General features: G+C 72.0%; 24 protein-coding genes. 9 read left to right on the forward strand and 15 right to left on the reverse strand.

Annotated features, from left to right (window positions below; all coding sequences use genetic code 11):
* Positions 1 to 39: 39 nt before the first annotated feature.
* Genes BZZ08_RS22330 through afsQ1 form a run of 3 tightly spaced genes read right to left on the reverse strand, consistent with a single transcriptional unit; the run spans position 40 to position 2,935 of the window.
* The gene (locus tag BZZ08_RS22330; RefSeq protein ID WP_104634025.1) at positions 40 to 651 is read right to left on the reverse strand and encodes a hypothetical protein; all 612 of its coding nucleotides are present in this window, start codon (positions 649 to 651) and stop codon (positions 40 to 42) included.
* Complete coding sequence (locus tag BZZ08_RS22335; RefSeq protein ID WP_104634026.1) at positions 651 to 2,261, reverse strand: sensor histidine kinase; 1,611 nt, start codon at positions 2,259 to 2,261, stop codon at positions 651 to 653. The genes BZZ08_RS22330 and BZZ08_RS22335 overlap by 1 nt, the downstream gene beginning before the upstream one ends.
* Positions 2,258 to 2,935, reverse strand: coding sequence for a two-component system response regulator AfsQ1 (gene afsQ1 / locus BZZ08_RS22340; protein WP_104634027.1), 678 nt, complete (start codon positions 2,933 to 2,935; stop codon positions 2,258 to 2,260). The genes BZZ08_RS22335 and afsQ1 overlap by 4 nt, the downstream gene beginning before the upstream one ends.
* 208 nt (positions 2,936 to 3,143) lie before the next feature.
* Between afsQ1 and BZZ08_RS22345 the strand changes: the two genes are divergently transcribed.
* Positions 3,144 to 3,875, forward strand: coding sequence for a SigE family RNA polymerase sigma factor (locus BZZ08_RS22345; protein ID WP_198601626.1), 732 nt, complete (start codon positions 3,144 to 3,146; stop codon positions 3,873 to 3,875).
* Positions 3,876 to 4,109: 234 nt separating this feature from the next.
* Here BZZ08_RS22345 and BZZ08_RS22350 read toward each other — a convergent pair whose 3' ends face one another.
* Positions 4,110 to 4,745: a uridine kinase gene (locus BZZ08_RS22350; protein WP_446750268.1), complete on the reverse strand. Its 636-nt coding sequence runs from the start codon at positions 4,743 to 4,745 to the stop codon at positions 4,110 to 4,112.
* A gap of 159 nt (positions 4,746 to 4,904) precedes the next feature.
* On the opposite strand from BZZ08_RS22350, the gene BZZ08_RS22355 reads away from it, so the two are divergent.
* Positions 4,905 to 5,309 carry a hypothetical protein gene (locus BZZ08_RS22355; RefSeq protein WP_104634029.1) on the forward strand — a complete coding sequence of 135 codons (405 nt, stop codon included), beginning with the start codon at positions 4,905 to 4,907 and terminating at the stop codon, positions 5,307 to 5,309.
* Positions 5,310 to 5,646: 337 nt separating this feature from the next.
* Positions 5,647 to 7,632, forward strand: coding sequence for a bifunctional serine/threonine-protein kinase/glutamate ABC transporter substrate-binding protein (locus tag BZZ08_RS22360; RefSeq protein WP_104634030.1), 1,986 nt, complete (start codon positions 5,647 to 5,649; stop codon positions 7,630 to 7,632).
* Positions 7,633 to 7,717: 85 nt separating this feature from the next.
* Here BZZ08_RS22360 and BZZ08_RS22365 read toward each other — a convergent pair whose 3' ends face one another.
* From BZZ08_RS22365 to deoC, 3 genes are read right to left on the reverse strand one after another with little or no spacing between them, the layout of a single operon-like run.
* The gene (locus BZZ08_RS22365; RefSeq protein ID WP_104634031.1) at positions 7,718 to 8,611 is read right to left on the reverse strand and encodes an aldehyde dehydrogenase family protein; all 894 of its coding nucleotides are present in this window, start codon (positions 8,609 to 8,611) and stop codon (positions 7,718 to 7,720) included.
* On the reverse strand, positions 8,604 to 10,058 hold the full coding sequence (locus BZZ08_RS22370) for an aldehyde dehydrogenase family protein (RefSeq protein WP_104634032.1): 1,455 nt from the start codon (positions 10,056 to 10,058) through the stop codon (positions 8,604 to 8,606). The genes BZZ08_RS22365 and BZZ08_RS22370 overlap by 8 nt, the downstream gene beginning before the upstream one ends.
* A 5-nt stretch (positions 10,059 to 10,063) precedes the next feature.
* Positions 10,064 to 11,059 (reverse strand): deoxyribose-phosphate aldolase, encoded by a 996-nt coding sequence (deoC, locus tag BZZ08_RS22375; protein ID WP_104634033.1) that lies wholly within the window; start codon positions 11,057 to 11,059, stop codon positions 10,064 to 10,066.
* 114 nt (positions 11,060 to 11,173) lie between these two features.
* Here deoC and BZZ08_RS22380 point away from each other — a divergent pair, with 114 nt between their 5' ends.
* A complete protein-coding gene (locus BZZ08_RS22380; RefSeq protein ID WP_104634034.1) occupies positions 11,174 to 11,881 on the forward strand; it encodes a PH domain-containing protein in 708 nt (235 codons plus the stop codon).
* Positions 11,882 to 11,975: 94 nt separating this feature from the next.
* Here the strand turns inward: BZZ08_RS22380 and BZZ08_RS22385 are convergent, their stop codons facing one another.
* From BZZ08_RS22385 to BZZ08_RS22400, 3 genes are all read right to left on the reverse strand, one after another.
* The gene (locus BZZ08_RS22385) at positions 11,976 to 13,631 is read right to left on the reverse strand and encodes a phospho-sugar mutase (protein WP_198601630.1); all 1,656 of its coding nucleotides are present in this window, start codon (positions 13,629 to 13,631) and stop codon (positions 11,976 to 11,978) included.
* A 445-nt stretch (positions 13,632 to 14,076) separates the two neighbouring features.
* Entirely contained in the window at positions 14,077 to 14,901 is an 825-nt protein-coding gene (locus BZZ08_RS22395) for a purine-nucleoside phosphorylase (RefSeq protein ID WP_104634036.1), read from the reverse strand.
* Between the two features lie 94 nt (positions 14,902 to 14,995).
* On the reverse strand, positions 14,996 to 15,433 hold the full coding sequence (locus BZZ08_RS22400; protein WP_104634037.1) for a gamma-glutamylcyclotransferase: 438 nt from the start codon (positions 15,431 to 15,433) through the stop codon (positions 14,996 to 14,998).
* An 86-nt stretch (positions 15,434 to 15,519) separates the two neighbouring features.
* On the opposite strand from BZZ08_RS22400, the gene BZZ08_RS22405 reads away from it, so the two are divergent.
* Together BZZ08_RS22405 and BZZ08_RS22410 are read left to right on the forward strand one after the other, a co-directional pair.
* Positions 15,520 to 16,968, forward strand: a complete 1,449-nt coding sequence (locus BZZ08_RS22405; protein WP_198601627.1) for an NAD(P)H-quinone dehydrogenase — start codon at positions 15,520 to 15,522, stop codon at positions 16,966 to 16,968.
* Between the two features lie 178 nt (positions 16,969 to 17,146).
* Complete coding sequence (locus BZZ08_RS22410; RefSeq protein WP_104634038.1) at positions 17,147 to 18,127, forward strand: DeoR/GlpR family DNA-binding transcription regulator; 981 nt, start codon at positions 17,147 to 17,149, stop codon at positions 18,125 to 18,127.
* Between the two features lie 93 nt (positions 18,128 to 18,220).
* Here BZZ08_RS22410 and BZZ08_RS22415 read toward each other — a convergent pair whose 3' ends face one another.
* Complete coding sequence (locus BZZ08_RS22415) at positions 18,221 to 19,993, reverse strand: acetyl/propionyl/methylcrotonyl-CoA carboxylase subunit alpha (RefSeq protein WP_104634039.1); 1,773 nt, start codon at positions 19,991 to 19,993, stop codon at positions 18,221 to 18,223.
* 374 nt (positions 19,994 to 20,367) lie between these two features.
* Here BZZ08_RS22415 and BZZ08_RS22420 point away from each other — a divergent pair, with 374 nt between their 5' ends.
* Complete coding sequence (locus BZZ08_RS22420) at positions 20,368 to 20,850, forward strand: hypothetical protein (RefSeq protein WP_104634040.1); 483 nt, start codon at positions 20,368 to 20,370, stop codon at positions 20,848 to 20,850.
* On the opposite strand, the gene BZZ08_RS22425 is transcribed toward BZZ08_RS22420, so the two are convergent.
* The 4 genes from BZZ08_RS22425 to BZZ08_RS22440 form a co-directional block, all read right to left on the reverse strand.
* The gene (locus tag BZZ08_RS22425) at positions 20,819 to 21,442 is read right to left on the reverse strand and encodes a nucleoside triphosphate pyrophosphatase (RefSeq protein ID WP_104634041.1); all 624 of its coding nucleotides are present in this window, start codon (positions 21,440 to 21,442) and stop codon (positions 20,819 to 20,821) included. The two genes, BZZ08_RS22420 and BZZ08_RS22425, sit on opposite strands and share 32 nt — an antisense overlap.
* A gap of 32 nt (positions 21,443 to 21,474) precedes the next feature.
* A complete protein-coding gene (mmpB, locus tag BZZ08_RS39860; protein WP_076975983.1) occupies positions 21,475 to 21,603 on the reverse strand; it encodes a morphogenic membrane protein MmpB in 129 nt (42 codons plus the stop codon).
* Between the two features lie 111 nt (positions 21,604 to 21,714).
* Positions 21,715 to 21,921, reverse strand: a complete 207-nt coding sequence (locus tag BZZ08_RS22435; RefSeq protein WP_104634042.1) for an acyl-CoA carboxylase subunit epsilon — start codon at positions 21,919 to 21,921, stop codon at positions 21,715 to 21,717.
* A gap of 9 nt (positions 21,922 to 21,930) precedes the next feature.
* A complete protein-coding gene (locus tag BZZ08_RS22440; protein WP_104634043.1) occupies positions 21,931 to 23,523 on the reverse strand; it encodes an acyl-CoA carboxylase subunit beta in 1,593 nt (530 codons plus the stop codon).
* Between the two features lie 111 nt (positions 23,524 to 23,634).
* On the opposite strand from BZZ08_RS22440, the gene BZZ08_RS22445 reads away from it, so the two are divergent.
* Positions 23,635 to 24,510: a biotin--[acetyl-CoA-carboxylase] ligase gene (locus tag BZZ08_RS22445; RefSeq protein WP_104634044.1), complete on the forward strand. Its 876-nt coding sequence runs from the start codon at positions 23,635 to 23,637 to the stop codon at positions 24,508 to 24,510.
* A 115-nt stretch (positions 24,511 to 24,625) separates the two neighbouring features.
* Complete coding sequence (locus tag BZZ08_RS22450; protein ID WP_104634045.1) at positions 24,626 to 25,768, forward strand: adenylate/guanylate cyclase domain-containing protein; 1,143 nt, start codon at positions 24,626 to 24,628, stop codon at positions 25,766 to 25,768.
* Positions 25,769 to 26,303 lie beyond the last annotated feature (535 nt).

Consider the following 26,303-nt stretch of genomic DNA (forward strand, 5'->3'; position numbering starts at 1 on the left):
CGCGCCCCCGCGCCGCGTCGTGCCGCGCGGGGCCGTCCGTCAGTCGCCCGTGACCTCGTCGGCCGGCGGTTCGTTGCTGCCCGGCCGGGCCCGGACCTCGTCCGTGCAGGAGTAGCGGCGGGCGGACCGGTCGGCGGGCCCGGCCAGGATCACCGCGCCGTCGCCCTCGGCCGCGGCCGAGTCGGAGAACGTGCACACCACCTGGGCGAGGGCGTACGAGGTGAGGTCGTCGGGAGCGGTGCTCAGCCGCAGCGTGTCCTCGGGGTCGCCCGAGCGCGGTCCCGTCACCGTGATCCCGCGGCGCACGTCCGAGGTGTACCCGGCCTCCTTCTCCGCGGCCGACGGCTGCGCCGCCAGCTCGTTCAGCAGCCCCTGGGCCACCAGCACGCGCCGCCCCGAGTCCGCTGCGCCGTCCGGCACCCGCACCGTGCGGTCCACGGCCACCAGCGACGAACCGCACAGCAGGAACACCTGCGCGGACAGACCGGGCGTGGCCGACGTCGACGCGTCCGGCTCGGCGAGCGAGCAGCGCACCCGCGAGGGCGCGGGACCGTAGTCCGTGGGCACCTCGGTGGCGCGGATGCCGCACCCGGTCAGCAGCACGGCCAGTACCAGGAGCCCGGAGAGGGCCGGCAGCCGGCGTACGGTCATCAGACCTGTCCCTTCGCGTCCTTGCCCTTGCTCCCGTCGCCCGCGGCCCCCGCCGTGTCCTCGGCCTCCTCGTCGGCGGGCGGGGACGGGTCCTGCGGCAGCCGCAGCGTGAACACCGCACCACCCTCCGGGGCGTTCTCGGCGGTGATCCCGCCACCGTGGATGTGCGCGTTCTCCAGGGCGATGGACAGGCCGAGGCCGCTGCCCTCGGAGCGCGGCCGGGAGGCGCTCGCCTTGTAGAAACGGTCGAAGACGTGCGGCAGGACGTCCTCGGGGATGCCGGGACCGTTGTCCCGCACCCGGATGACGACCTCGTCGTCCGCCCGCGACACGGACACCCGCACCGGCGAACCGCCGTGCTTGAGCGCGTTGCCGATCAGGTTGGCCAGGATGACGTCCAGGCGGCGCGGGTCCAGCCGGGCGTGGATGCCGCGCTCGGCTTCCAGCTCGACGGCGTCCAGCCAGGCCCGGGCGTCGATGCAGGCGGTGATCTGGTCGGCGACGTCCACGTCGTCCAGGACCAGGCGGGCGGTGCCCGCGTCGAAGCGGGTGACCTCCATCAGGTTCTCCACCAGGTCGTTCAGCCGCCGCGTCTCGCTCACCACCAGCCGTACGGCGGGCTCGACCATCGGGTCGAAACTCCCGCCCTCGCCCTCGCCGGCGAACTCCAGCTCCTCCTCCAGCACCTCCGTCACCGCGGTGAGCGCCGTCAGCGGCGTACGCAGCTCATGGCTCATGTCCGCGACGAAGCGCCGGGAGGCCTGCTCGCGGCCGGCCATGTCCGCGACCCGCTTCTCCAGGTTCTCGGCGGCGCTGTTGAACGTCCGGGACAGGTCGGCCAGTTCGTCGGTGCCGGACACCCGCAGCCGGGTGTCCAGCTTCCCCTCGCCCAGCCGCCGCGCCGCGACCCCGAGCCGGTGCACGGGCTTCAGCACGGTCGTCGCCAGGGCCTGCGCGAGCAGCGCGGAACCGAGCAGGGCGAGCGCGGTGGCGATCCCCAGCGACCAGGCGAGCGAGTTCAGGTCCTTGGCCTCCGGCTCCAGCGACTTGAGCATGTAACCGGTCGGTCCGCCGCCGATCACCCTCGTGCCGGCCACCAGGTACGGGGTGTCGTCGTCGGTGATCCGCTGCCAGTACAGGTGGTACGGGTGCTTGTTGGCCGAGGTGACCTTCTGCTCCTTGTTCACCGCCGTGCGCAGCGACTCGGGCACGTCGGACAGCTCGAAGCCGCCCAGACCGCCCGAACTGCCGTACACGGCACCGCCGTCGGCGTCCTCGGCGACCAGCAGCACGCCGAACCGCTGGCTGCTGTTGGCCATCTGACCGGCGGTGTGCTGCAACTCGTCCTGCGTGGGGTGCTCGGGCAGCGCGCCCGCCCGGTTCTGCATCTCCTGCTCGAAGTCGCGCAGCACGGCGTCCTGGGTACGGGTCAGCACCGCCTCCCGGTTCAGCCAGTACGCGATGCCGGACGCGGACACGGCGGCGGTGAGCGCGACCAGGCCGAAGACGAGGACCAGCCGCAGGCGCAGGCTGGTGAAGCGCAGCCCGGACCAGAATCCCTTGCGAGCCGCGGCCAGGCCGTGGGTCCCCCCCTGGTGTTCCCGTGTCACTGAGGCGGATCCAGCCGGTAGCCGACACCGCGCACGGTACGGATCAGGGTCGGGGACGACGGCACGTCCTCGATCTTGGCGCGCAGCCGCTGCACGCACGCGTCCACCAGCCGGGAGTCACCGAGGTAGTCGTGCTCCCACACCAGGCGCAGCAACTGCTGCCGGGACAGCGCCTGTCCCGGCCGCCGGCTCAGTTCGAGGAGCAGGCGCAGCTCGGTCGGCGTCAGCTGGAGGTCCTCGCCGTTCTTCGTCACGGTCATCGCGGAGCGGTCGATGACCAGGCTGCCGAAGCTCGCCGAGTCGGTGGACTCCCGTTCCCCGCGCCGCAGCACGGCCCGGATCCGGGCGTCGAGCACCCGGCCCTGGACGGGTTTGACGACGTAGTCGTCGGCGCCCGACTCAAGACCGACGACCACGTCGATGTCGTCGTTGCGCGCGGTCAGCAGGATGATCGGCAGCTGGTCGGTGCGCCGGATGCGGCGGCACACCTCGAAACCGTCGATGCCGGGCAGCATCACGTCCAGCACGATCAGGTCCGGCCGCTGCTCGCGCAACAGCTTCAGACCGTCCTCACCACTGGCAGCGGTGGCCACCCGGTGGCCCTGGCGGGTCAGGGAGAGCTCCAGGGCCGTGCGGATGGCGTCGTCGTCCTCGATCAGCAACAGGGAAGGCACGCGCTCATTCTGGCCCATGAGGGGGTGGGTGTTCGACCTGCGGGTGCGGTTGAGGTCCCAGGACGCCGCCGGACCCTGTGAAGGAAGGGTGCCGCAGACGTGACGGACCCCTGTGACAGCTCTGTGACAGTCGGCGGACACGGCCATGAAGTCACCGCGGGAAGCTTTTCGTCACAAGCAACCGGCAGTCCACGACGGGGGGCGCGAGATGAACACGCTGAAGGGCACCAACACCAGCGCAGTGGTCACGCGTCTGCACGACGTGCACGCACACCGGGGTTCCGAGAAGTCCGGTGCCGTGAGCGGGCGGGGGTGCGCTCGCGGCACCGGGCGTCAGCACACCGTGTACATGGCGGTGGTTGACGCGAACACGGGGGAAACGGGGAACACGGGGGACCAGGGGGAGCACCGTTCCCTGTCGGAGGCGGAGTTCACCGCCTACGTCCGGGAACGCCGCTCCGCCCTGTACGCGACGGCCTACCACCTCACCGGCGACCGCTTCGAGGCCGAGGACCTGCTGCAGAGCGCGCTGTTCTCGACCTACCGGGCGTGGGACCGGATCAGTGACAAGGCGGCGGTCGGCGGATACCTCCGCCGCACCATGACCAACCTGCACATCAGCGCCTGGCGGCGCCGCAAGCTCAACGAGTACCCGACCGAGGAACTGCCGGAGACGCCCGGCGACATGGACGCGATGCGTGGCACCGAGCTGCGCACGGTCCTGTGGCAGGCGCTGGCCCGGCTGCCCGAACTCCAGCGCACCATGCTGGTCCTGCGCTACTACGAGGGCCGTACGGACCCGGAGATCGCGGACATCCTCGACATCAGTGTCGGCACGGTGAAGTCCAGCATCTGGCGCTCGCTGCGCCGGCTGCGCGAGGACGAGGTCCTCAGCTTCGGCCGTGACCAGGAGGACGCCTTCGGCGAACTGGTCGCCTGAAGGTACGGGCCGGGTCGACCGGTCCGAGGGGGCGGGGCCCCGTGAAAAAAGTTTTCGAGCCGGGTGTATCAGGGGGAGAGGACCGGGCTCTTACTCACGGGGAAGCACCACGGGGGAACAACGGGGGACCACGGGGGCCGGGGATCACGGGGGATCCACGGGGGAGTGGAAAGGAAGCGGGACTGGAGGGCCGGGGGGTCCATCCAGTCCCGCTTCCGCGTGCGTGAGGAGGCGTTACACCACCGTACGGCTGGTGGCGCACCGGCCCGCCGCCGCGGCCGCCAGCCGGCCCATCGCCTCGTCCCGGTCGCAGGCGTGGGCGCCCAGGGCCGTCTGCCGGGCGATGACCGACCGCTCCTGCCGCATCAGCCGCCAGCCCCTGCGCAGCAGGAACGGCACGGACTTGCGGCCCTCGCGCAGGTCCCGCAGGAACCGGCGGCGGAACGTCGTCAGCGGGCCCCGGCTCAGGCACAGCGCGTCGGCCAGCACGCCCAGCTCCCGGCAGCGGTCCACCAGTTCGGCGGCGAAGATGCCCTCCGCGAGGAACAGCGGCGTCCGGCCGATGTCGACCGTCGTCTCGCCGGTGCGGGCACTCAGCGAGATGTCGTAGACGGGCACGCCGGTACGCCCCGTGCGGCACAGCTCCCCGATGGCGGCGACCGCCGCGTCCGCGTCCCACGACGCCGGATGGTCCCAGTCGATGTCGGAACTGAGCGGGACCGTCGGCAGTGTCGGGTCGGTGCCCTCCTTGTAGAAGTCGTCGAGGCGCAGCACCGGGAGGCCGGAGTGCGCGGCGAGGAGGGACTTGCCGGAGCCGGAAGGGCCGCAGAGCAGCACGACTCGCGTCGGTATGGGCGGATGGGAGCTCACGGGACACCAGTCTGAGGCATCGAACGGCCGCTGTACGACCCCGCGGGTGGACTTTGCAGCGCTCGTCACATCTCGATGGCGCTGCGCGGTGACCTGATCACGGTCCGCACTGTTATCAGGGCAGTCCCTGGCAATCCACACCAAGAGGTGGCAGCACCGATGGCCCGACACGCGTCCCCCCGCACCCCGCACGCCCAGCGCGCCCTGGTCGCCCTCGCGACCGCCGGGGCCGCCCTGGCGGCCGGAGCGGCGACGGCTTCCGCGGACAGCGGCGAGACGATCGCCGGCCTGGCCCACACCCGCCCCACCTCGCTGGGCAACATCGACCCGCAGGCGGGCGTCCAGGCGGTGACCGGCATTGTCGGCTATGTCACCGGCCCGGTCGCCGACCTCAAGCCGAACCCGCTGGCCGGCACCGGAGTCGACCCGCTGGACAACGGCGTCGGCACCAAGGTCGCCGACTTCCAGCCGCTGACCTCGACGGCCCTGACCGGCCCGGTCGCCCAGGCCCAGTCCCTCGGGTCCGTGCCGGTGGTGGGGCAGGCGACGGAGGCGCTGCGCTGACGCACTCCGCGCACGCCGGGCCGCGATTCTCCGATGGGGAGGTCGCGGCCCTTCCGTTGACGCGGGTGGTTCAGGCCGTCCGGCCGAGGTGGGTCATCAGGACGCGAACGACGTCATGGTGGATGACGTACAGAACTCGGTACTCATCGATGCGCAGTCGTCGGACGTCGGTCGATCCGTACGGAACCGAACCGAGCAGGGCGGCCACGCGCCCGCGGTCGATCCGCCGTGGACGGTATCGCGTGGTCTGCCCGAGCCTTCGTCACGCGGGATCTCCCAGGGTGGCCGTCTAATCTGTGGTGATCCACGTTTCGCGCAGGACGTGCAAGGGGGCCGGGTGCACAACGACGACGGATTCAACGGGGCTGACGGCGGTTCCGTCCCGCACACCGTGATCGAGGGCCGTTACGAGCTGCTGGAGCCCATCGGCAGCGGCGGCATGGGCGAGGTCTGGAAGGCCCACGACAGGCGGCTGCGCCGGTTCGTCGCCGTCAAGGGGCTCCTCGACCGCAGGGCCATGACCCCGGACACGCAGAAGGCCGCGATGCAGCGGGCCCGTCGCGAGGCGGAGGCCCTCGCCAAGATCGAGCACCAGAACGTGGTGACGGTCCACGACCAGATCGAGACCGCCGACCAGGTCTGGATCGTGATGAAGCTGCTCGAAGGGCGCTCGCTGGCCGACTTGTTGAGCCGTGACGGGGTGCTCGGCGTGCCCAGGGCCGCGGCCATCGGTCTCGGGATGGCCCAGGGCCTGCGGGCGGTCCACGAGGCGTCGGTCCTGCACCGCGACGTCAAGCCGGGCAACGTACTGGTGCGGGACAGCGGCCAGGTGGTTCTGGTGGACTTCGGCATCGCCACCTTCGCGGGCGCGGACCGCGTCACCAGGTACGGCGGGGTCATCGGCACACCCCCCTACCTGGCGCCCGAACTCTTCGCCCCGGCCTCCCCCGGTCCCACGTCCGCCTCCGACCTGTGGGCCTTGGGCGTCACCTTGTACGAGATGGTCGAGGGACGGCTGCCCTTCGGGGGCAACGAGGTCTGGGAGGTGCAGGCCAGCATCCAGCAGTCGCCCGACCCCGTTCTCCGGTACGCGGGACCCCTCGGCCCCGTCATCCAGGGGTTGTTGGCCACGGACCCGGACAGGCGCCTGGACGCGGCCTCGACGGAGGCGATGCTCCAGGAAGTCCTCGCGGACCCGGGCGCGCCGGCCCCCGCCCGGGGCGCCACACCCCCACACCCGCCCACGGCCCGGCCCGCGCCGCCCGTCTCACGGCCCACGCCGACGGTGGCCGCACCGGCGCCTGCCGCGCCTTCCGCCGAAGGCGTCCCTTCCGAAGCCCTCCGTTCCGAGTCGTCACCGGCGGCGTCGCGCGGCGGCCGCGGCCGGTTCCGGGGCTGGAAGGTGGCGGCGGCCGCGGCGTGTGTCGCCCTGCTGGCCGGGGGAGGCTGGCTCGTCTCGCAGGGTGTCTCCGGGGGCAAGCAGGACGACGCCTCCGGGCAACAGGGCGGAGGCGCCGCCGGGGGTGACGCCGAGAAGGCGTGGGAGCAGTGGAAGAGCGCCAGGAAAAGGCTGACGATCGGTGCCAAGGAGGATCAGCCCGGACTGAGCTTCTACGACAAGGGCACCGGAGTGTGGAGCGGGTTCGACATCGACATCGCCTACGCCCTCGCCCATGAACTGGGTTACGGCAAGGAACAGGTGGACTTCTACGGGGTGACCACGGCCAACCGGGCGAGCAAGCTGAAGAACGGGGAAGTGGATCTGGTCATCGCCTCGTACAGCATGACGCCCGCCCGGGAGAAGCGGGACGGCATCAACTTCGTCGGCCCGTACTACAAGGCGGGCAGCAGCCTCCTCGTGCGCAAGAACTCCGCGAAGTACGACCTCGATGAAACCGTCGACGTGAAGAGGAACCAAGTCGAGGTGTGCACGGCGCGGGACTCCACGTACGCGGACCGGTTGAAGGAGGACGGATACACCACGGGGAAGTGGCAGCCCGACACCTACAAGGAGTGCGTGGAGAGACTGCTGGACAAGCGTTCAAGCGTGTACGCGGTCGCCTCGGACGACGTCCTTCTCGCCGGGTACGCCCAGAACGATCCGGCGCATCTGAAATTGCTGCCCAGCGGCGCGGGCACGGAGCCCTACGGGGTGGCGATGCGGCAGGACGACCCTCTCCTGAAGAGCAAGGTCTGCTCGGGGCTCCGGGAGATCCTGGCCGGCAAGGAGTGGTCGGAGATGTACATGAAGGACCTGTCCCCGCTGACGGGACGGAAGACCGCGCCGAGCAAACCGGAGCTGAGGCCGTGCTCGGTCGAGTGAGGGCCGCGGTTCCTCCGGACGGGGAGGAGCCGCGGCCCGGTCTGCGTCGACGTCGACGTCGACGTTGAGTGAAGGTGCAAGTCGGTCAGTACGACGAACCCGACGCGCCCAGCGCGCCCGTCGGGTGCCAGACCGTCTTGGTCTCCAGGAACGCCGTCATGCGGTCGGTGCCCGGGGTCGCCGACCAGTCGGCGTTGTCCACAGGCTGTGGACGCAGGACGCGCTTCAGGTTGTCCGCCGCCGCGATCTCCAGCTCCTTAGCCAGCGTCTCGTCGGCGCCCGCGAGGTCGATCGCGTTGACGTCCTGGTGGGCGGCGAGCGGGGCGGCGATCTCGGCCGTACGGCCGGAGAGGATGTTGACCACGCCGCCGGGGAGGTCGGAGGTGGCCAGGACCTCGCCCAGGGAGAGGGCGGGCAGGGGGGACTGCTCCGACGCCACCACGACCGCCGTGTTGCCGGTCGCGATGACCGGGGCGATCACGGAGACCAGGCCCAGGAAGGACGACTCCTGCGGGGCCAGGACGGCGACGACGCCGGTCGGCTCCGGGGAGGAGAGGTTGAAGAAGGGGCCCGCGACCGGGTTGCCGCCGCCGACCACCTGGGCGATCTTGTCGGTCCAGCCCGCGTACCAGACCCAGCGGTCGATCGCGGCGTCCACCTGCGCCGCCGCCTTCGACTTCGACAGGCCCTCCGCGTCGGCGACCTCCGCGACGTACTGGTCGCGGCGGCCCTCCAGCATCTCCGCGACGCGGTAGAGGATCTGGCCGCGGTTGTACGCCGTCGCGCCGGACCAGCCGCCGAACGCCTTGCGCGCGGCGACCACCGCGTCACGGGCGTCCTTGCGGGAGGAGAGGGGGGCGTTCGCCAGCCACTTGCCCTTTGCGTCGGTCACCTCGTACACCCGGCCGCTCTCGGAACGCGGGAACTTCCCGCCGACGTACAGCTTGTAGGTCTTCAGGACACTGAGTCGCTCAGACATCGAGGTATGCCTCCAGGCCGTGGCGGCCGCCCTCGCGGCCGAAGCCCGACTCCTTGTAGCCGCCGAACGGCGACGTCGGGTCGAACTTGTTGAACGTGTTGGACCAGATCACGCCCGCGCGGAGCTTGTTCGCGACCGCCAGGATGCGCGAGCCCTTCTCCGTCCAGATGCCCGCCGACAGGCCGTACGGGGTGTTGTTGGCCTTGGCGACCGCCTCGTCCGGGGTGCGGAAGGTGAGGACGGACAGGACCGGGCCGAAGATCTCGTCGCGGGCGACCGTGTGCGCCTGGGTGACGTTGGTGAAGAGCGTCGGGGCGAACCAGTAGCCGGAGGAGGGGAGTTCGCAGGCCGGGGACCAGCGTTCGGCGCCCTCCGCCTCGCCCTGGTCGGCGAGGGCGGTGATACGGGCCAGCTGCTCGGCGGAGTTGATCGCGCCGATGTCCGTGTTCTTGTCCAGGGGGTCGCCCAGGCGGAGGGTGGTGAGCCGCCGCTTCAGGGAGTCGAGCAGCTCGTCGTGGATCGACTCCTGCACCAGGAGGCGGGAGCCCGCGCAGCAGACCTGGCCCTGGTTGAAGAAGATGCCGTTGACGATGCCCTCGACGGCCTGGTCGATCGGGGCGTCGTCGAAGACGATGTTGGCGCCCTTGCCGCCCAGCTCCAGGGTGAGCTTCTTGCGGGTGCCCGCGACCGTGCGCGCGATCTGCTTGCCGACGGCCGTGGAGCCGGTGAAGGCGACCTTGTTCACGTCGGGGTGGGCGGTCAGCGCCGCTCCGGCACGGCCGTCGCCGGTGATGATGTTGACGACGCCCTTGGGCAGCCCGGCCTGGCGGCAGATGTCCGCGAAGAACAGGGCGGACAGGGGGGTCGTCTCGGCGGGCTTCAGCACCACCGTGTTGCCGGTGGCGAGCGCCGGGGCGATCTTCCACGCCAGCATCAGGAGCGGGAAGTTCCAGGGGATGACCTGGCCCGCCACGCCCAGGGGGCGGGGGGCCGTGCCGTACCCGGCGTGGTCGAGCTTGTCGGCCCAGCCCGCGTAGTAGAAGAAGTGCGCCGCCACCAGGGGGAGGTCCGCGTCCCGGGTCTCCCGGATCGGCTTGCCGTTGTCCAGGGTCTCCAGGACGGCCAGCTCGCGGCTGCGTTCCTGGATGATGCGGGCGATGCGGAAGAGGTACTTCGCGCGCTCCGCGCCGGGCAGCGCCGACCACTTCTCGAAGGCCTTGCGGGCGGCCTTCACGGCGCGGTCGACGTCCGCCTCGCCGGCCTCGGCGACCTCGGAGAGGACCTCTTCGGTGGCGGGGGAGACGGTCTTGAAGACCTTGCCGTCGGCCGCCTCGGTGAACTCACCGTCGATGAACAGGCCGTAGGAGGGGGCGATGTCGACGACCGCGCGGGACTCGGGCGCCGGGGCGTACTCGAACGCGGATGAGGGTGCGGGTGCGGGTGCCATGGTGATCAGTCCACCGTCACGTAGTCGGGGCCGGAGTAACGGCCTGTGGCCAGCTTCTGGCGCTGCATCAGCAGGTCGTTCAGCAGCGAGGAGGCGCCGAAGCGGAACCAGTGGTGGTCCAGCCAGTCCTCGCCCGCCGTCTCGTTGACCAGGACCAGGAACTTGATCGCGTCCTTCGCGGTGCGGATGCCGCCGGCCGGCTTCACGCCCACCTGGACGCCGGTCTGGGCGCGGAAGTCGCGGACCGCCTCCAGCATCAGGAGGGTGTTGGCGGGCGTGGCGTTGACCGCGACCTTGCCGGTGGACGTCTTGATGAAGTCCGCCCCGGCCAGCATGCCGAGCCAGCTCGCGCGACGGATGTTGTCGTACGTCGACAGCTCGCCGGTCTCGAAGATGACCTTCAGGCGGGCGGCCGTACCGCAGGCCTCGCGTACGGCGGTGATCTCGTCGTACACCTTCATGTACTGCCCGGCGAGGAACGCGCCGCGGTCGATGACCATGTCGACCTCGTCCGCGCCCGCCGCCACGGCCTCGCGCACGTCGGCCAGCTTGACGGCCAGCGAGGCGCGGCCGGCCGGGAAGGCGGTGGCGACCGAGGCGACCTTCACGCCGGAGCCGGCGACGGCTTCCCTGGCCGTGGGCACCATGTCGGGGTACACGCAGACGGCGGCGGTGGCGGGGGCCGTGCGGTCGGTCGGGTCGGGGCGGACCGCCTTCGCGCCGAGCGCCCGGACCTTGCCCGGGGTGTCCGCGCCTTCCAGCGTCGTCAGGTCGACCATCGAGATGGCGAGGTCGAGGGCAAACGCCTTCGCGGTGGTCTTGATGGAACGGGTGCCGAGGGAGGCGGCGCGCGCCTCCAGGCCGACCGTGTCGACGCCGGGTAGTCCGTGGAGGAAGCGGCGCAGGGTGCTGTCGGACGCGGTGACGTCGGCGAATCCTTGAGCGGGTCCGTTGACGGGGCCCTGGGCGGGTCCGTCTGCGGCGGGTGCAGTGGTGGGCATGGTCACCAGATGAGCATATCTACGCGCGTAGCGGTCTGTACAGTCCCTCGGGCTCGTCCGATGTACCGGCACCGCATGTGAGCCTCGGGCGGCCTGTCGGGCACAATCGGCAGCATGAGCACGCCGGAGCCCCAGTCATCCTCGCCGCAGCCGCCGGGTCCCGTGTCCAAGGACCGGGCCTACCGCTCGCCCGCGGGCATCTCCGGCGGCGTGCTGGTACTCGCCCTCGCGCTGTGGCTCGGCATCGACGCCCTGGTCTCGGGCGAGGGGGACACCCGCTGGAAGGCGCTCGCGGCGCTGGTCTTCCTCGTGCCGCTGGTCGCCGCGTACACCGTGCGGCCCGCCGTGTTCGCGAACGACGACCGGCTGCGGGTGCGCAATCCGTTCCGCGTGATCGTGCTTCCCTGGGCGCGGGTCGAGTCGTTCCGGTCCGGGTACACGAACGAGGTCTTCACCGAGGGCGGCGCCAAGTTCCAGCTGTGGTCCATCCCGGTCTCGCTGCGCGGGCGCAAGAAGGCCGCGCGGCGGGAGGACCGGCGGGTCGCCGGAGCTGCCGGCGGCGGGGGCAGGCGGGGGAGTGTGCTCGGTGGCATGGGGCAGTTCGGTTCCCGGGGCGGCGGGGCCGGGGCCGCCGCGGTGGGTGCGGAGGGGCCGGTGCGGGCCGAGGCCGACAAGATCATGGACGAGCTGCGTGAGCTGTGGGAGGCGCGGAAGGATGCCGAGGGCTCGCAGGGCGGAGTGACGGTGCGGTGGGCGTACGAGATCCTCGTGCCGGCGGTCGCCGGGGCGGTGGCGCTGGGGGTGCTGTTCGGGGTGGGGTGACGTGGCCGGGCGGTGTGGGGTGCGGGGTCCGTGCGGGTGCGTGTTCGGTGCGCGTGGGTAAACCGGGGGTGCCTTTGAGGTACCCCCGGTTTTTCTAGATGCCTGCCGCCGTCGAGAAGTCGCGCTTGAGCGCCGTCAGCAGGTCCGTCGCCTTCGCCCGGGCGGCCGGGAGAGCGGCGTGCGTGGCCACCGGGACGACCACCTCCAGGTAGCACTTCAGCTTGGGCTCCGTGCCGCTCGGGCGGACGATCACCCGGGCGCCGTCGAGCGTGTAGCGCAGGCCGTCGGTGGGCGGGAGGGTGTCCGTGCCCCGGCTGAGGTCCTCCGCCTTGCTGACGGGGAGGTCCGCGAGGGCCGTCGGGGGCTGCTCGCGCAGGCGGTGCATCGCGGCGGCGATGAGGGAGAGGTCCGCCACGCGCACCGAGAGCTGGTCGGTGGCGTGCAGGCCGTGCTCCACGGCGAGGTCGTCCAGGAGGTCGAGGAGGGTGCGGCCGGCTTCCTTCAGGGTGGAGGCCAGCTCCGTGATCAGCAGGGCCGCGGTGATGCCGTCCTTGTCGCGGACGCCCTCCGGGTCGACGCAGTAGCCGAGGGCCTCCTCGTACCCGTAGCGGATGTTCTCGGCCCGGGCGATCCACTTGAAGCCGGTGAGGGTTTCCACGTGCGGGAGGTTCGCCTTCGCGGCGATGCGGCCGAGGAGGGACGACGAGACGATCGACTCCGCGAACGTGCCGTGCGCTCCGCGGGTGACCAGGTGGGCGGCGAGGAGGGCGCCGACCTCGTCGCCCCGGAGCATGCGCCAGCCGGCGGCGTCCGTGCGGTCGGGTACGGCCACCGCGAGGCGGTCCGCGTCCGGGTCGTTGGCGATGACCAGGTCGGGGGTCGTCTCCCTCGCCTTCGCGAAGGCGAGGTCCATCGCGCCGGGCTCCTCCGGGTTGGGGAAGGCGACGGTGGGGAAGTCCGGGTCGGGGTCGGCCTGCTCGGTGACGAGGGCGGGCCGCGGGAAGCCGGCTCGGGCGAAGGCGGCGAGGAGGGTGTCCTTGCCGACGCCGTGCATCGCGGTGTAGACGGTGCGGGCGGTGCGGGGGGAGCCGGGGGCGAGGACGGCGTCCGTGCGGGTGAGGTAGGCGTCGAGGACGTCGTCGTCGAGGGTCTGCCAGCCGGATTCGGGGCGGGGGACGTCGTGGAGGGTGCGCACGGCGTCGATCTCGGCGGCGATCTCGGCGTCGGCGGGGGGCACGATCTGGGAGCCGTCGCCGAGGTAGACCTTGTAGCCGTTGTCGCGGGGCGGGTTGTGGCTGGCGGTGACCTCCACTCCGGCGACGGCGCCGAGGTGCCGGATCGCGAAGGCGAGGACGGGGGTGGGGAGGGGGCGGGGGAGTACGGCCGCCCGGAGGCCGGCGCCGGTCATCACGGCGGCGGTGTCGCGGGCGAAGTCCGCGGACTTGTGGCGGGCGTCGTAGCCGATGACGACCAGGCCGGCCGTGTCGTCCCCGTGGGGGGTTCCCTGCTTCTTGAGGTACGCGGCGAGGCCGGCGGCGGCGCGGATGACGACCGAGCGGTTCATGCGCATCGGGCCGGCGCCGAGTTCGCCGCGCAGGCCCGCGGTGCCGAACTGGAGGGTGCCGGTGAAGCGTGCGGTGAGCTCGGCGTGGTCCTCGGCCTCGATGAGGCGGGCGAGTTCGGCGCGGGTGTCCGCGTCGGGGTCCTCGGCCAGCCATGCCTTGGCTCGTGCGAGGAGGTCGTCTTGCACGTCTTGCACGTCTTGCACGTCGGTCAGCCTCTCGGGTGTCGGGTGGTGTGGGGTGTGGGGTGCCTGCGGCGCCGGTGCGGGTTCGGTGGGGGTGCGCGTAGCGCCTTGGGTCCGGTGGGTGGGTCGGGGCCGCGCCGGGGGGTGTCCGTCCTCGGAACGGCGCGGAATCGGTCGGCCACAGATCTCACCGGCGCGGACGCGCCAACCGCTGCGGGCGGACACCCCCCGACACGACCCCTTCCCGCCGTACGCGCCTGCGGCTCGCCAACCCTCCGGGGCCCCGCCTCGCCGTGCGCGGCTCTCCCGCCCCAGCTGCGGGCAGTCGTGCCGCTGGGGCGGCACGGGTGGGCGCGGCGGCACCCCGCTACGCCGGGCCGCGCTCCCCACCCCCGCGCCCACACCCGCTCCGGACAGCTGTACGACGCCGGATCAGTGAACCGCGTTGTTACAGCCGGTCCAGCACCTGCGTGAGCAGCTTGCCCATGCGGGCGGCGGAGTCGCGGCCCGCCTGGAGGACCTCCTCGTGGTTGAGGGGCTCGCCCGTCATGCCGGCGGCGAGGTTGGTGACCAGGGAGATGCCCAGCACCTCCGCCCCGGCCTCGCGGGCCGCGATCGCCTCCAGGACCGTCGACATGCCCACCAGGTCGGCACCGATGACGCGGGCCATGCGGATCTCGGCCGGGGTCTCGTAGTGCGGGCCGGGGAACTGGGCGTAGACGCCCTCCTCCAGCGTGGCGTCGACCTCCTTGCACAGGGCGCGCAGGCGGGGGGAGTAGAGGTCGGTGAGGTCGACGAAGTTGGCGCCGACGATGGGGGAGGTGGCGGTGAGGTTGATGTGGTCGCTGATCAGGACCGGCTGGCCGGGGCGCATGCCCTCGCGCAGGCCGCCGCAGCCGTTGGTCAGGATGATCGTCTTGGCGCCGGCCGCCACGGCGGTGCGGACGCCGTGGGAGACGGCCGCCACGCCGTGGCCCTCGTAGTAGTGGGTGCGGCCCAGGAAGACCAGCGCGCGCTTGTCGCCGATGGAGTACGAGCGGATCCTGCCGCCGTGCCCCTCCACTGCGGGCTTGGGGAAGCCCGGCAGGTCGGTGACCTGGAGATCGGCCTCGGGGGCGCCCAGGGCGTCCACGGCCGGTGCCCAGCCGGAGCCCATCACGAGGGCGACGTCGTGGGTCTCGGCGCCGGTGAGTTCGCGCAGGCGGGCCGCGGCGGCGTCGGCGGCGGCGTACGGGTCGCCCTGGATGTCGTCCGGAAGAAGAGATGCGTTCACGCCGAAGAGGGTAGCCGGTTTGTGGCTACGCGCGTAGATGGCGGAGGTCACGGGATGGTGGTTTTTGGGTTGGAGGTTTTGACGAGGGTGGTCCTCAGCAGGGGCGCTTGCGGAGTTCCATCACGTAGTCGTGGGGAGCGCCGGCCGATTCGGCGGCGTCCGCCACCTCGCCCAGGTAGCGGGCGGAGGGCAGGCCGCCCTCGTAGGCGTTCAGGACGTAGGTCCAGGCGCCCTCCTCGCCCTCCAGGGTGTGCGCGCGGACCCGGGTGCGGCGGTAGATGTCCAGGCCCACGCCCTCCCAGCGGTCGAGGGAGTCCTCGTCCATGGGGGCGATGTCGTAGAGGGACACGAAGACCTGGGAGATCGGGTCCTCCACGAGGGTCGCCAGTGCGCCCTCCCAGCCCATGTGCTCGCCCCCGAAGGTCAGCCGCCACCCGTTCAGCCAGCCGGTGGCGCGCAGCGGCGAGTGCGGGGCGCGGCGGGTCATCAGCCGCGCGTCGAGGTTGCCGGCGTAAGCGGCGTAGAGCGACATGAGGGGAAGGGTACGGCAGGGCTGTCGGGCATCGCTGTCGTAACGGTGGTGGCCCCGGGCGGCCTCTCGTTGAAGGGTGCGGGACAATGGGGTACGTGACTCGGATCGTGATCATTGGTGGCGGACCCGGCGGATACGAAGCGGCGCTGGTGGCCGCTCAGCTCGGCGCGGAGGTGACCGTCGTCGACTGCGACGGTCTGGGCGGGGCGTCGGTGCTGACCGACTGCGTGCCGTCCAAGACCCTCATCGCCACGGCTGAGGTGATGACCACCTTCGACTCCTCCTACGAGGAGCTGGGGATCATCGTCGCCGACGACACCCCGCCCATGGAGCAGGCCGCCCGGGTGGTGGGCGTCGATCTGGGCAAGGTCAACCGGCGGGTGAAGCGGCTCGCGCTGGCGCAGTCGCACGACATCACCGCCTCCGTGACGCGGGCCGGCGCGCGGGTCGTGCGCGGGCGCGGGCGGCTGGAGGGCATGCAGGGGCTCGACGGCTCGCGGAAGGTCGTGGTGCGGGCCGCCGACGGGAGTGAGGAGACGCTGACCGCGGACGCGGTGCTCATCGCCACAGGTGGGCATCCGCGGGAGCTGCCGGACGCGCGGCCCGACGGTGAGCGGATCCTGAACTGGACCCAGGTGTACGACCTGGAGGAGCTGCCCGAAGAGCTGATCGTGGTGGGGTCGGGTGTCACCGGCGCCGAGTTCGCCGGTGCGTATCAGGCGCTGGGGTCGCGGGTCACGCTCGTGTCGTCGCGGGACCGGGTGCTGCCCGGTGAGGACCCGGACGCGGCGGCCGTGCTGGAGGACGTGTTCCGGCGGCGCGGCATGAACGTCATGTCGCGGTCGCGGGCCCAGTCCGTCAAGCGGGTCGGGGACCGGGTCGAGGTGACGCTGTCGGACGGGCGGGTCATCGGCGGGTCGCACTGTCTGATGGCCGTCGGCGCCATTCCCAACACGGAGGGGATGGGGCTGGAGGAGGCCGGGGTGCGGCTCAAGGACTCCGGGCACATCAAGACCGACCGGGTCTCGCGGACCTCGGCTCCCGGTGTCTACGCCGCCGGTGACGTCACCGGTGTCTTCGCGCTGGCCTCGGTGGCGGCGATGCAGGGGCGGATCGCCATGTACCACTTCCTCGGCGACGCGGTGACTCCGCTGAACCTGAAGACCGTCTCCGCCAACGTCTTCACCGACCCCGAGATCGCCACCGTCGGGTACTCGCAGGCCGACGTGGACGGGGGCAAGATCGACGCCCGGGTGGTGAAGCTGCCGCTGCTGCGCAACCCGCGCGCCAAGATGCAGGGCATCCGGGACGGCTTCGTCAAGATCTTCTGCCGGCCCGGTACCGAGATCGTGGTGGGCGGTGTCGTCGTCGCGCCGCGTGCCTCGGAGCTGATTCATCCCATCTCGATCGCCGTCGACAACAACCTGACGGTCGAACAGATCGCCAACGCCTTCACTGTGTATCCCTCGCTGTCGGGGTCGATCGCCGAGGTGGCACGGCAGTTGCACACCCGGAAGGCCGGCGGGGAGCAGTAGTCCGGCGGGCGCGGCCGGAAATGACTCCCCGCTGGTCACGGGGAGTTGCGGCGCTTGCGGGCGGCATAGGCGGCCGGGGTAGGCCCGTATACCACTTCCAGTGGTGGCATGCGAACAACTTCTGTTATTCGGCGCATACTGCTGAAAGCAGACGGTCGTTGGGGTTACTGTCAGTTTCGTGTTCGCTGCAGAACGTCGCCAATTGATCCTCGAAATGGTGCGAGCGAACGGGGCCGTGTCGCTCCGTGAGCTCGCCCGCGTCGTCCAGACCTCCGAAGTGACCGTACGGCGGGACGTGCGCGCACTGGAGGCAGAAGGACTCCTCGACCGCCGGCACGGCGGTGCGGTACTGCCGGGCGGGTTCACGCGAGAGTCCGGCTTTCCGCAGAAATCCCATCTCGCGACCGCCGAGAAGACGGCCATCGCCGATCTCGCCGCGGGCCTCGTCGAAGAGGGCGAAGCCATCGTGGTGGGGGCGGGTACGACGACACAGGAGCTGGCCCGCCGGCTCGCGCGGGTACCCGGGCTGACCGTCGTCACCAACTCGCTGCTGGTGGCCCAGGCCCTCGCCCATGCCAACCGGGTCGAGGTCGTGATGACCGGTGGCACGCTCAGGGGGTCGAACTACGCCCTGGTGGGGTCGGGTGCCGAACAGTCCCTCCAGGGGCTGCGGGTCTCCAAGGCCTTCCTGTCCGGGAGCGGGCTGACCGCCGAGCGGGGGCTGTCCACCTCCAACATGCTGTCGGCGTCCGTCGACCGGGCGCTGGTCCAGGCCGCCGCCGAGGTCGTCGTCCTCGCCGACCACTCCAAGCTGGGTACGGACACCATGTTCCAGACCGTGCCCACCGACGTCATCACCCGGCTGGTCACCGACGAGTCGCCGGGCCACGACGACCGCGCCGCCACCGAGCTCCAGGCCCTGGCCGACCAGGGCGTGCAGATCGCCGTGGCCGGGGCGTCAGGGGGTGGTCCGGCGGACGGCACCGGGACATCGGGGGCCCCGGGGGGTGATTCCGTGGCGCGTCAGCAGCGTCGGGACGTGCCGCTTCCGGGGCCGCGCCGTCAGGTTCCGGGCGCGGGGCTGCGTTCGGCCGCCGCCCTGGGTGAGCAGAGCGGCGGGGCGGAGCGGGCGCGCGTCGCCGACCTGCGGCGCCGGTAGGGGTCCCGCGGTCCCGTCGGGCAGTGACAGGGGCGCCCGGCGGACCGTGTGATGCGGTCCGCCGGGCGCCCCTGTCGTGCGCTGCGGGTGTCCTCAGTCCTTGATCTCGCAGATCGCGGCGCCGGAGGTGATGGACGCGCCGATCTCGGCGCCCAGGCCCTTGACGGTGCCGGACTTGTGGGCGTTGAGGGGCTGTTCCATCTTCATCGCCTCGAGGACGACGATGAGGTCGCCCTCCTGGACCTCCTGGCCCTCCTCGACGGCGATCTTCACGATCGTGCCCTGCATCGGGGAGGCGAGGGTGTCGCCCGAGGCGGCGGGGCCGGACTTCTTCGCCGCGCGGCGCTTGGGGCGGGCGCCGGCCGCCAGGCCGGTGCGGGCCAGCGACATGCCGAGCGAGGAGGGGAGGGAGACCTCCAGGCGCTTGCCGCCGACCTCGACGACGACCGTCTCCCGGCCGCTCTCCTCGTCCGCCTCGGCGTCCGCGGGGGCGGTGAAGGGCTTGATCTCGTTGACGAACTCCGTCTCGATCCAGCGGGTGTGGACCGTGAACGGGTCGGTGGAACCGGTGAGTTCGGGGGCGAAGGCCGGGTCCCGGACCACCGTGCGGTGGAAGGGGATGGCGGTGGCCATGCCCTCGACCTGGAACTCGTCCAGGGCACGGGCGGCGCGCTCCAGTGCCTCCTTGCGGGTGCGGCCGGTGACGATCAGCTTCGCGAGGAGGGAGTCCCAGGCCGGGCCGATCACCGATCCGGACTCGACGCCCGCGTCCAGGCGCACGCCCGGACCGGCGGGACCCTCGAAGCGGGTGACGGTGCCGGGGGCGGGCAGGAAACCGCGGCCGGGGTCCTCGCCGTTGATGCGGAACTCGAAGGAGTGGCCCCGCAGGGCGGGGTCGTCGTAGCCGAGTTCCTCGCCGTCGGCGATGCGGAACATCTCGCGGACCAGGTCGATGCCGGCGACTTCCTCGGTGACCGGGTGCTCGACCTGGAGGCGGGTGTTGACCTCCAGGAAGGAGATCGTGCCGTCCATGCCGACGAGGAACTCCACGGTGCCGGCGCCGACGTAGCCGGCTTCCTTCAGGATCGCCTTGGAGGACGCGTACAGCTCCTCCAGCTGGGCGTCGGAGAGGAAGGGCGCCGGGGCCTCCTCGACCAGCTTCTGGTGGCGGCGCTGCAACGAGCAGTCGCGGGTGGAGACGACGACCACGTTGCCGTGCTGGTCGGCCAGGCACTGGGTCTCCACGTGGCGGGGCTTGTCGAGGTAGCGCTCGACGAAGCACTCGCCGCGGCCGAAGGCGGCCACGGCCTCGCGGACGGCGGAGTCGTACAGCTCGGGGACCTCCTCCAGGGTGCGGGCGACCTTGAGACCGCGGCCGCCGCCGCCGAAGGCGGCCTTGATCGCGATCGGCAGGCCGTGCTCCTTGGCGAAGGCGACGACCTCGTCCGCGCCGGAGACCGGGTCGGGGGTGCCGGCGACCAGCGGGGCACCGGCCCGCTGGGCGATGTGCCGGGCCGCGACCTTGTCGCCCAGGTCGCGGATGGCCTGCGGGGGCGGGCCGATCCAGGTCAGAGAGGCGTCCAGGACCGCCTGCGCGAACTCCGCGTTCTCGGAGAGGAATCCGTAGCCGGGATGGATGGCGTCCGCGCCCGACTCGCGCGCGGCTTTGAGGACCTTCTCGATGTCCAGGTAGCTGGTCGCGGGGGTGTCACCACCCAGGGCGAACGCCTCATCAGCGGCGCGGACATGCAATGCGTCCCGGTCCGGGTCCGCGTAGACGGCCACGCTCGCGATCCCGGCGTCCCGGCAGGCCCGGGCCACGCGGACAGCGATTTCGCCACGATTGGCGATGAGCACCTTGCGCACGATTGAGGCTCCCTCCTTGAAACAAGCCGAGTTTAGGGACTGCCGACACGGCACTTCGACCCGTCCCCAATGGTGAGCTTGCCCACACGGAGCGTGATTCGAGGCCCGCTCGACCCGCGAAAGCCCTTGTAGTACCGCGCTACGCAGGACTCCTGGGGGAAACCCTAGCCCCCCGATGTGGTCAAGGTCTCTGTAAGGGCGTGCTGCGGGCCACTCGGTTTCTTTGTGGAGTCCCTACTAATGGCCCAATGATTCTTTGCTCGTGCCGGAACCCTTGTGGCGAGGTTTACCCGTTAGTAGCGTTCGGGGAGTCTCGAACGTACTTGGGGTAACAGCTGTCCTGTGCGACAGCGGTCGAAGGTGGGTGGGGACCGGTGACAGTGCGCAGGCCGGTGGCGTGGACCGTGGCCGTCGTGCTCTTCGTGGAGGCGGTCGGCGTCGCGGCGCTGAACTGGTTCCTGGCGGCCGTAGTCGACCGGCAGGACATGTCCCTGGCCGGGCTCGACCCGGACATGATGTCCCTCTCCTCGAAGGTCGGCGGGGTCGTCTTCGGGCTGTACTTCGCGCTGTGCGCCCTGGTCGCCCTGCTCGTGGCGCTGCGCGACCGCGCGCCCGCGGGGCTCGGCCGGGTCCTGCTGATCAGCGCCGCGGTGGTGCACGGGCTGCTCGGCGCCTTCTCCTGGGGACTGGTGGGGCCCGGCGCCTTCCTCTTCATGATCGTCGTACTGGGTCTGATCGTGCTGCTGCTGATGACGTACGACGCCCGCGAGCAGCCCGCGGCCGGTCAGCGGCCCGAGGGCGGCAAGGGCGACGAGGGCTCCCCGGTCAGCCCTCCGCCGGCGCCCACAACTCCGTGATACCGGTCCCGAGGTCGGCGAGCAGCCGCCGCAGCAGGGGCAGGCTGAGGCCGATGACGTTCCCGTGGTCGCCCTCGATGCCGTCGATGAACGGGGCCGAGCGGCCGTCCAGGGTGAACGCCCCGGCGACGTACAGGGGCTCCCCGGAGGCCACGTAGGCGGCGATCTCGTCGTCGGTCGGCTCGCCGAAGCGGACGACCGTGGACGCGGTCGCCGAGACGTGGCGGCCGGAGGCGGTGTCCCAGACGCAGTGGCCGGTCTGCAGCGTGCCCGCCCGGCCGCGCATCGCCTTCCAGCGCGCGGTGGCCTCCTCGGCGTCCGCCGGCTTGCCGAGCGCCCGGCCGTCCAGGTCGAGCACCGAGTCGCAGCCGATCACCAGGGCGCCGTGCACCTCCGGCTTCGCGGCCACCACGGACGCCTTGGCCTCGGCCAGGGCGAGCGCCAGCTCGGCGGGGGTGGGGGCGGTGACGGCCTCCTCGTCGACACCGCTCACGAACACCTCGGGGGCCAGTCCGGCCTGGCGCAGCAGGCCGAGCCGGGCCGGGGACTGGGAGGCGAGGACGAGTCGGCGGCGGGGCTGAGCAGCAGTCATGGGGTCACATTAGCCACCTGGGGCGGGGCGGTTCACCCCAGACCGAGCACGATCATCGCGAGGACCATGGCCAGTGCCAGGAAGACGCTCAGCCGCCGCAGCATGTCCTGCGTGTCGCGCAGTTCTTCGGGCGGCTCGTTGTCGGGGTCGGACCACAGCATGTCACCAGCGTGGGGCTTGGCCGGGGGGAGTGACTTGAGTACGGGTACTCAAATCGGGGCGCGGCGTTCCTCTTCCGTGCGCGGTTCCCCGCGCCCCGGTGGCGGCGGTCCTCAGCTCGGCCAGTAGGTGCGGCCCCACGACGTCGGGCCCGGGTGGGGCAGCCGGTGGGCCGCGATGCGGGACGGGTCGGACCAGGTGTCCCGCGGGGGCTCGGTGGTGGGTTCTGAGGCTGCCGTCGCGGCGCGGGCCCTGACCACCGTCAGGGCGGCGGCCAGTTCTTCCGGGGTGGGGTTGCCCCGTACGACCTTGATCGTCACAGCGGCTCCTTACAGGGGGATGTTGCCGTGCTTCTTCGGAGGGAGGTTCTCCCGCTTGGTGCGCAGCTGGCGCAGGCCGCGGACGATGTGACGGCGGGTGTCGGACGGCATGATCACCGCGTCGACGTAGCCGCGTTCGGCCGCCGTGTAGGGGTTGAGCAGGGCGTCCTCGTACTCCTGGATCAGGCGGGCGCGGGTGGCCTCGGCCTCGTCACCGGCGTCGGCGATGGTGCGGCGGTGCAGGATGTTGACCGCGCCCTGGGCGCCCATGACGGCGATCTGGGCGGTGGGCCAGGCCAGGTTGAGGTCGGCGCCCAGGTGCTTGGATCCCATGACGTCGTAGGCGCCGCCGAAGGCCTTGCGGGTGATGACCGTGATCAGCGGGACCGTGGCCTCGGCGTAGGCGAAGATCAGCTTGGCGCCGCGGCGGATGATGCCGTCGTGCTCCTGGTCCACGCCCGGCAGGAAGCCGGGGACGTCCACGAAGGTGAGGACGGGGACGTTGAAGGCGTCGCAGGTGCGCACGAAGCGGGCCGCCTTCTCGGAGGCGGTGATGTCCAGGCACCCGGCGAACTGCATCGGCTGGTTGGCGACGATGCCGACCGGGCGGCCCTCGACGCGGCCGAAGCCGGTGAGGATGTTCGGCGCGAACAGCGACTGGGTCTCGAAGAACTCGCCGTCGTCCAGGACGTGCTCGATGACGGTGTGCATGTCGTAGGGCTGGTTCGCCGAGTCCGGGACGATCGTGTCCAGCTCGGCGTCCTCGTCCGTGACCGCGAGGTCCGCCTCCTCCGGGAAGGCGGGGGGCTCGGAGAGGTTGTTGGACGGCAGGTACGACAGGAGCTGCTTGACGTACTCGACGGCGTCCTTCTCGTCGCCCGCCATGTGGTGGGCCACGCCCGAGGTGGAGTTGTGGGTGCGGGCGCCGCCCAGCTCCTCGAAGCCGACGTCCTCGCCGGTGACGGTCTTGATGACGTCGGGGCCGGTGATGAACATGTGGCTGGTCTGGTCGACCATCACCGTGAAGTCGGTGATCGCGGGGGAGTACACCGCGCCGCCCGCGCACGGGCCGACGACCAGGCTGATCTGGGGGATGACGCCGGAGGCGTGGGTGTTGCGGCGGAAGATCTCGCCGTAGGCGCCGAGGGAGGCCACGCCCTCCTGGATGCGGGCGCCGCCGGAGTCGTTGATGCCGACGACCGGGCAGCCGGTCTTCAGCGCGAAGTCCATGACCTTGACGATCTTCTGGCCGTAGACCTCGCCCAGCGCGCCGCCGAAGACGGTGAAGTCCTGGGAGAAGACGGCGACGGGGCGGCCGTCGACGGTGCCGTAACCGGTGACGACGCCGTCGCCGTAGGGGCGGTTGGCGTCGAGGCCGAAGTTGGTGGAGCGGTGCCGGGCGAACTCGTCCAGCTCGACGAAGGAGCCCTCGTCGAGGAGGAGGTCGATGCGCTCACGAGCCGTCAGCTTGCCCTTGGCGTGCTGTTTCTCGACGGCGCGTGCGGAACCGGCGTGCGTCGCTTCCTCGATACGGCGCCTGAGATCCGCGAGCTTGCCCGCGGTCGTGTGGATGTCGGGCTGCTGCTCTTCCGGCTCGGACATCGGGATGCGGCTCCCTGCCTGCTCAAAAGGGGGGGACGGTTACTCGTTCGTAGAGTAGTAGGGGCCCTTCCGATCGGCAGTGCGGTGTTTCCCACACCTAGGGTGGGTTGCATGACGCCCCGAGATTCCTCCGACTCCCCAGGCTCCCCGCGCGACAGGTGGTCCGACCTGGACCGGCCGCCCCTCAGCAGCACGGCCCTGCGCCGGGGACTGGTGCGGGACGGCGGGCTGTGGCGGCAGGTCGACGTCGTGCAGCGCACCGGGTCCACCAACTCCGACCTCGTGGCCCGGGCCGCCGAGGGGGACCTGGCGGAGGGCGTCGTCCTGGTCGCCGAGGAGCAGAGCGCCGCGCGCGGGCGCCTGGACCGGCAGTGGACGGCACCCGCCCGCTCCGGGCTGTTCTTCTCCGTACTGCTGCGGCCCGCCGAGATCCCCGTGACCCGCTGGGGCTGGCTGCCGCTGCTCACCGGCGTCGCCGTGGCGACCGGGCTGTCCCGCGTCGCGGGCGTCGACACCGCCCTGAAGTGGCCCAACGACCTGCTGGTGACCGTCGGCGACGAGGAACGCAAGGCCGGCGGCATCCTCCTGGAGCGGGCCGGGGACGACGGCGTCGTCATCGGCGTCGGCATCAACGTCTCGCTCCGCGCCGACGAACTGCCGGTCGCGCGGGCCGGGTCGCTGGCGCTGGCCGGGGCCGTGAACACCGACCGGGACCCGCTGCTGCGCGGGGTGCTGCGGTCGCTGGAGGACTGGTACGGGCGCTGGCGCGAGGCCGGCGGCGACCCGGCGGCCAGCGGGCTGCAGGAGACCTACGCGGCGGGCTGCGCGACGCTCGGGCGCATGGTGCGGGCGGAACTTCCGGGGGACCGGTCGCTCGTGGGGGAGGCGGTGGCCGTGGACGGCGACGGGCGGCTGGTCCTCGCGACGGAGGCGGGGGTGCAGGAGCCGGTGGGAGCGGGCGACATCGTGCATCTGCGGTTGGCGTGAGCGCGGCCCCGGGGCACTCTCGGAGTACGGGACGCACGGGAGTGAGCTGGGGCACACCTGACGTAAAGTTGGGGCCGGTCGAACCTGACCGCGGCAGATCGGAAAGGCAACAGGCGTGACCGTCGACGACACCGGATCCGGCGCGGACGGGGACGGCCGGGTGGACCCCGAGCCCGCCCCGGACTCCGCCGACCCCGGCGATGACCCGCTCGCGCTGCGCCTCGAAGGGCTCATCCTGGGCGCCGAGCGCCGCTACACCCCGTTCCAGGCCGCCCGCAGCGCCGGCGTCTCCATGGAACTGGCCTCCCGGTTCTGGCGGGCCATGGGCTTCGCCGACATCGGCCAGGCCAAGGCGCTCACCGAGGCCGACGTCCTGGCCCTGCGGCGACTGGCCGGTCTGGTGGAGGCGGGGCTGCTCAGCGAGGCGATGGCCGTGCAGGTCGCCCGGTCCACGGGGCAGACCACCGCCCGGTTGGCCGAGTGGCAGATCGACTCCTTCCTGGAGGGCCTGACCGAGCCCCCCGAGCCCGGGATGACGCGCACCGAGGTGACGTACCCGATCGTCGAGCTGCTCCTTCCCGAGTTGCAGGAGTTCCTCGTCTACGTCTGGCGGCGCCAGCTCGCCGCCTCGGCCGGCCGGGTCATCCAGGCCGGGGACGACGAGGAGATGGTGGACCGGCGGCTCGCGGTGGGCTTCGCGGACCTGGTCGGCTTCACGCGACTGACCCGGCGGATGGAGGAGGAGGAGCTCGGCGAGCTGGTCGAGGCCTTCGAGACCACCTCCGCCGACCTGGTGGCCGCGCGCGGCGGACGGCTGGTCAAGACCCTCGGCGACGAGGTGCTCTACGCCGCCGACGACGCCGGTACGGCCGCCGAGATCGCCCTGCGGCTCATCGAGACGATGGCCAGCGACGAGACCATGCCGGAACTGCGCGTCGGCATCGCCTTCGGCACGGTCACCACCCGGATGGGCGATGTCTTCGGCACGACCGTCAACCTGGCCTCCCGGCTCACCTCGATAGCCCCCAAGGACGCGGTCCTCGTCGACACCGCCTTCGCGGAGGAGCTGATCCGCACCCGGGACGCCCCCGCCTCGGAGGCCGCGGCGGCCGAGGAGGCCGCCGCCGCGGAGAAGGAGGGCGAGGAACCGCCGGTGTACCGCTTCGCGCTCCAGCCGATGTGGCAGCGTCCGGTGCGCGGCCTCGGCGTGGTCGAGCCGTGGCTGCTCACCCGCCGGGACGGCGGCGGGGAGTCGTAGGCTCCGGCCGTCGGGCGTCGTCGGCCGACGGCTGCCGGCTGTCGTCCGTCAGCCGCCGAGCAGGTCCACGCAGAGGCCGATGACCGGCACGCACAGGCCCGGATCGTCGGGTTCCGGCTCCGGATCGGACGCCGGTGGCGTGCGGCGGTCCGGTGGCGGGGTCGGCGCGGGGGACGGGGCGGGGCGGTCGGACCGCGACGGCTGCGGCGTCCCCGGGTCCGGGGCCCGGTCGCCGGTGTCCTCCGTCTGTTCCCCCCCTTCCCTCTGCCGCTCCCGTTCCCCGTCCGCTGGACCGCGGCCGTCGGGTGCGTCCGGCCCCGTCGTGGCGGTGGGAGGGACCGCAGGGCCGCCGCTCGTGGCCGGGGTGGCCGGGAGACCGGGTATGAGGCCCGGCTCGGGGGAGCCGCTCAGGCCGCCCATGGCGGACGTCGCCGAAGGGCTCGCTCCGGGCGGTCCGCCGCCGGTGACCGCGGCGGCGGGCGCCGTCGCCCGGTCCGAGGCCGTGCCCCGGCCGCCGCTCTCCACGCGCGGCCCC

This window comes from Streptomyces sp. MH60, assembly GCF_002939385.1.
In the GTDB taxonomy this organism is placed as follows: domain Bacteria; phylum Actinomycetota; class Actinomycetes; order Streptomycetales; family Streptomycetaceae; genus Streptomyces.

Excerpts from the sequence above, each read along its gene's own strand:
- BZZ08_RS22380 (WP_104634034.1), top strand. The coding sequence starts at position 11,174 with ATGAGCACGCCGGAGCCCCAGTCATCCTCGCCGCAGCCGCCGGGTCCC.
- mmpB (WP_076975983.1), bottom strand. The coding sequence starts at position 21,603 with ATGCTGTGGTCCGACCCCGACAACGAGCCGCCCGAAGAACTGCGCGAC.
- BZZ08_RS22400 (WP_104634037.1), bottom strand. The coding sequence starts at position 15,433 with ATGTCGCTCTACGCCGCTTACGCCGGCAACCTCGACGCGCGGCTGATG.
- BZZ08_RS22330 (WP_104634025.1), bottom strand. The coding sequence starts at position 651 with ATGACCGTACGCCGGCTGCCGGCCCTCTCCGGGCTCCTGGTACTGGCC.
- BZZ08_RS22370 (WP_104634032.1), bottom strand. The coding sequence starts at position 10,058 with ATGGCACCCGCACCCGCACCCTCATCCGCGTTCGAGTACGCCCCGGCG.
- deoC (WP_104634033.1), bottom strand. The coding sequence starts at position 11,059 with ATGCCCACCACTGCACCCGCCGCAGACGGACCCGCCCAGGGCCCCGTC.
- BZZ08_RS22365 (WP_104634031.1), bottom strand. The coding sequence starts at position 8,611 with ATGTCTGAGCGACTCAGTGTCCTGAAGACCTACAAGCTGTACGTCGGC.
- BZZ08_RS22345 (WP_198601626.1), top strand. The coding sequence starts at position 3,144 with ATGAACACGCTGAAGGGCACCAACACCAGCGCAGTGGTCACGCGTCTG.
- BZZ08_RS22355 (WP_104634029.1), top strand. The coding sequence starts at position 4,905 with ATGGCCCGACACGCGTCCCCCCGCACCCCGCACGCCCAGCGCGCCCTG.
- BZZ08_RS22425 (WP_104634041.1), bottom strand. The coding sequence starts at position 21,442 with ATGACTGCTGCTCAGCCCCGCCGCCGACTCGTCCTCGCCTCCCAGTCC.
- BZZ08_RS22445 (WP_104634044.1), top strand. The coding sequence starts at position 23,635 with ATGACGCCCCGAGATTCCTCCGACTCCCCAGGCTCCCCGCGCGACAGG.
- BZZ08_RS22405 (WP_198601627.1), top strand. The coding sequence starts at position 15,520 with ATGGGGTACGTGACTCGGATCGTGATCATTGGTGGCGGACCCGGCGGA.
- BZZ08_RS22440 (WP_104634043.1), bottom strand. The coding sequence starts at position 23,523 with ATGTCCGAGCCGGAAGAGCAGCAGCCCGACATCCACACGACCGCGGGC.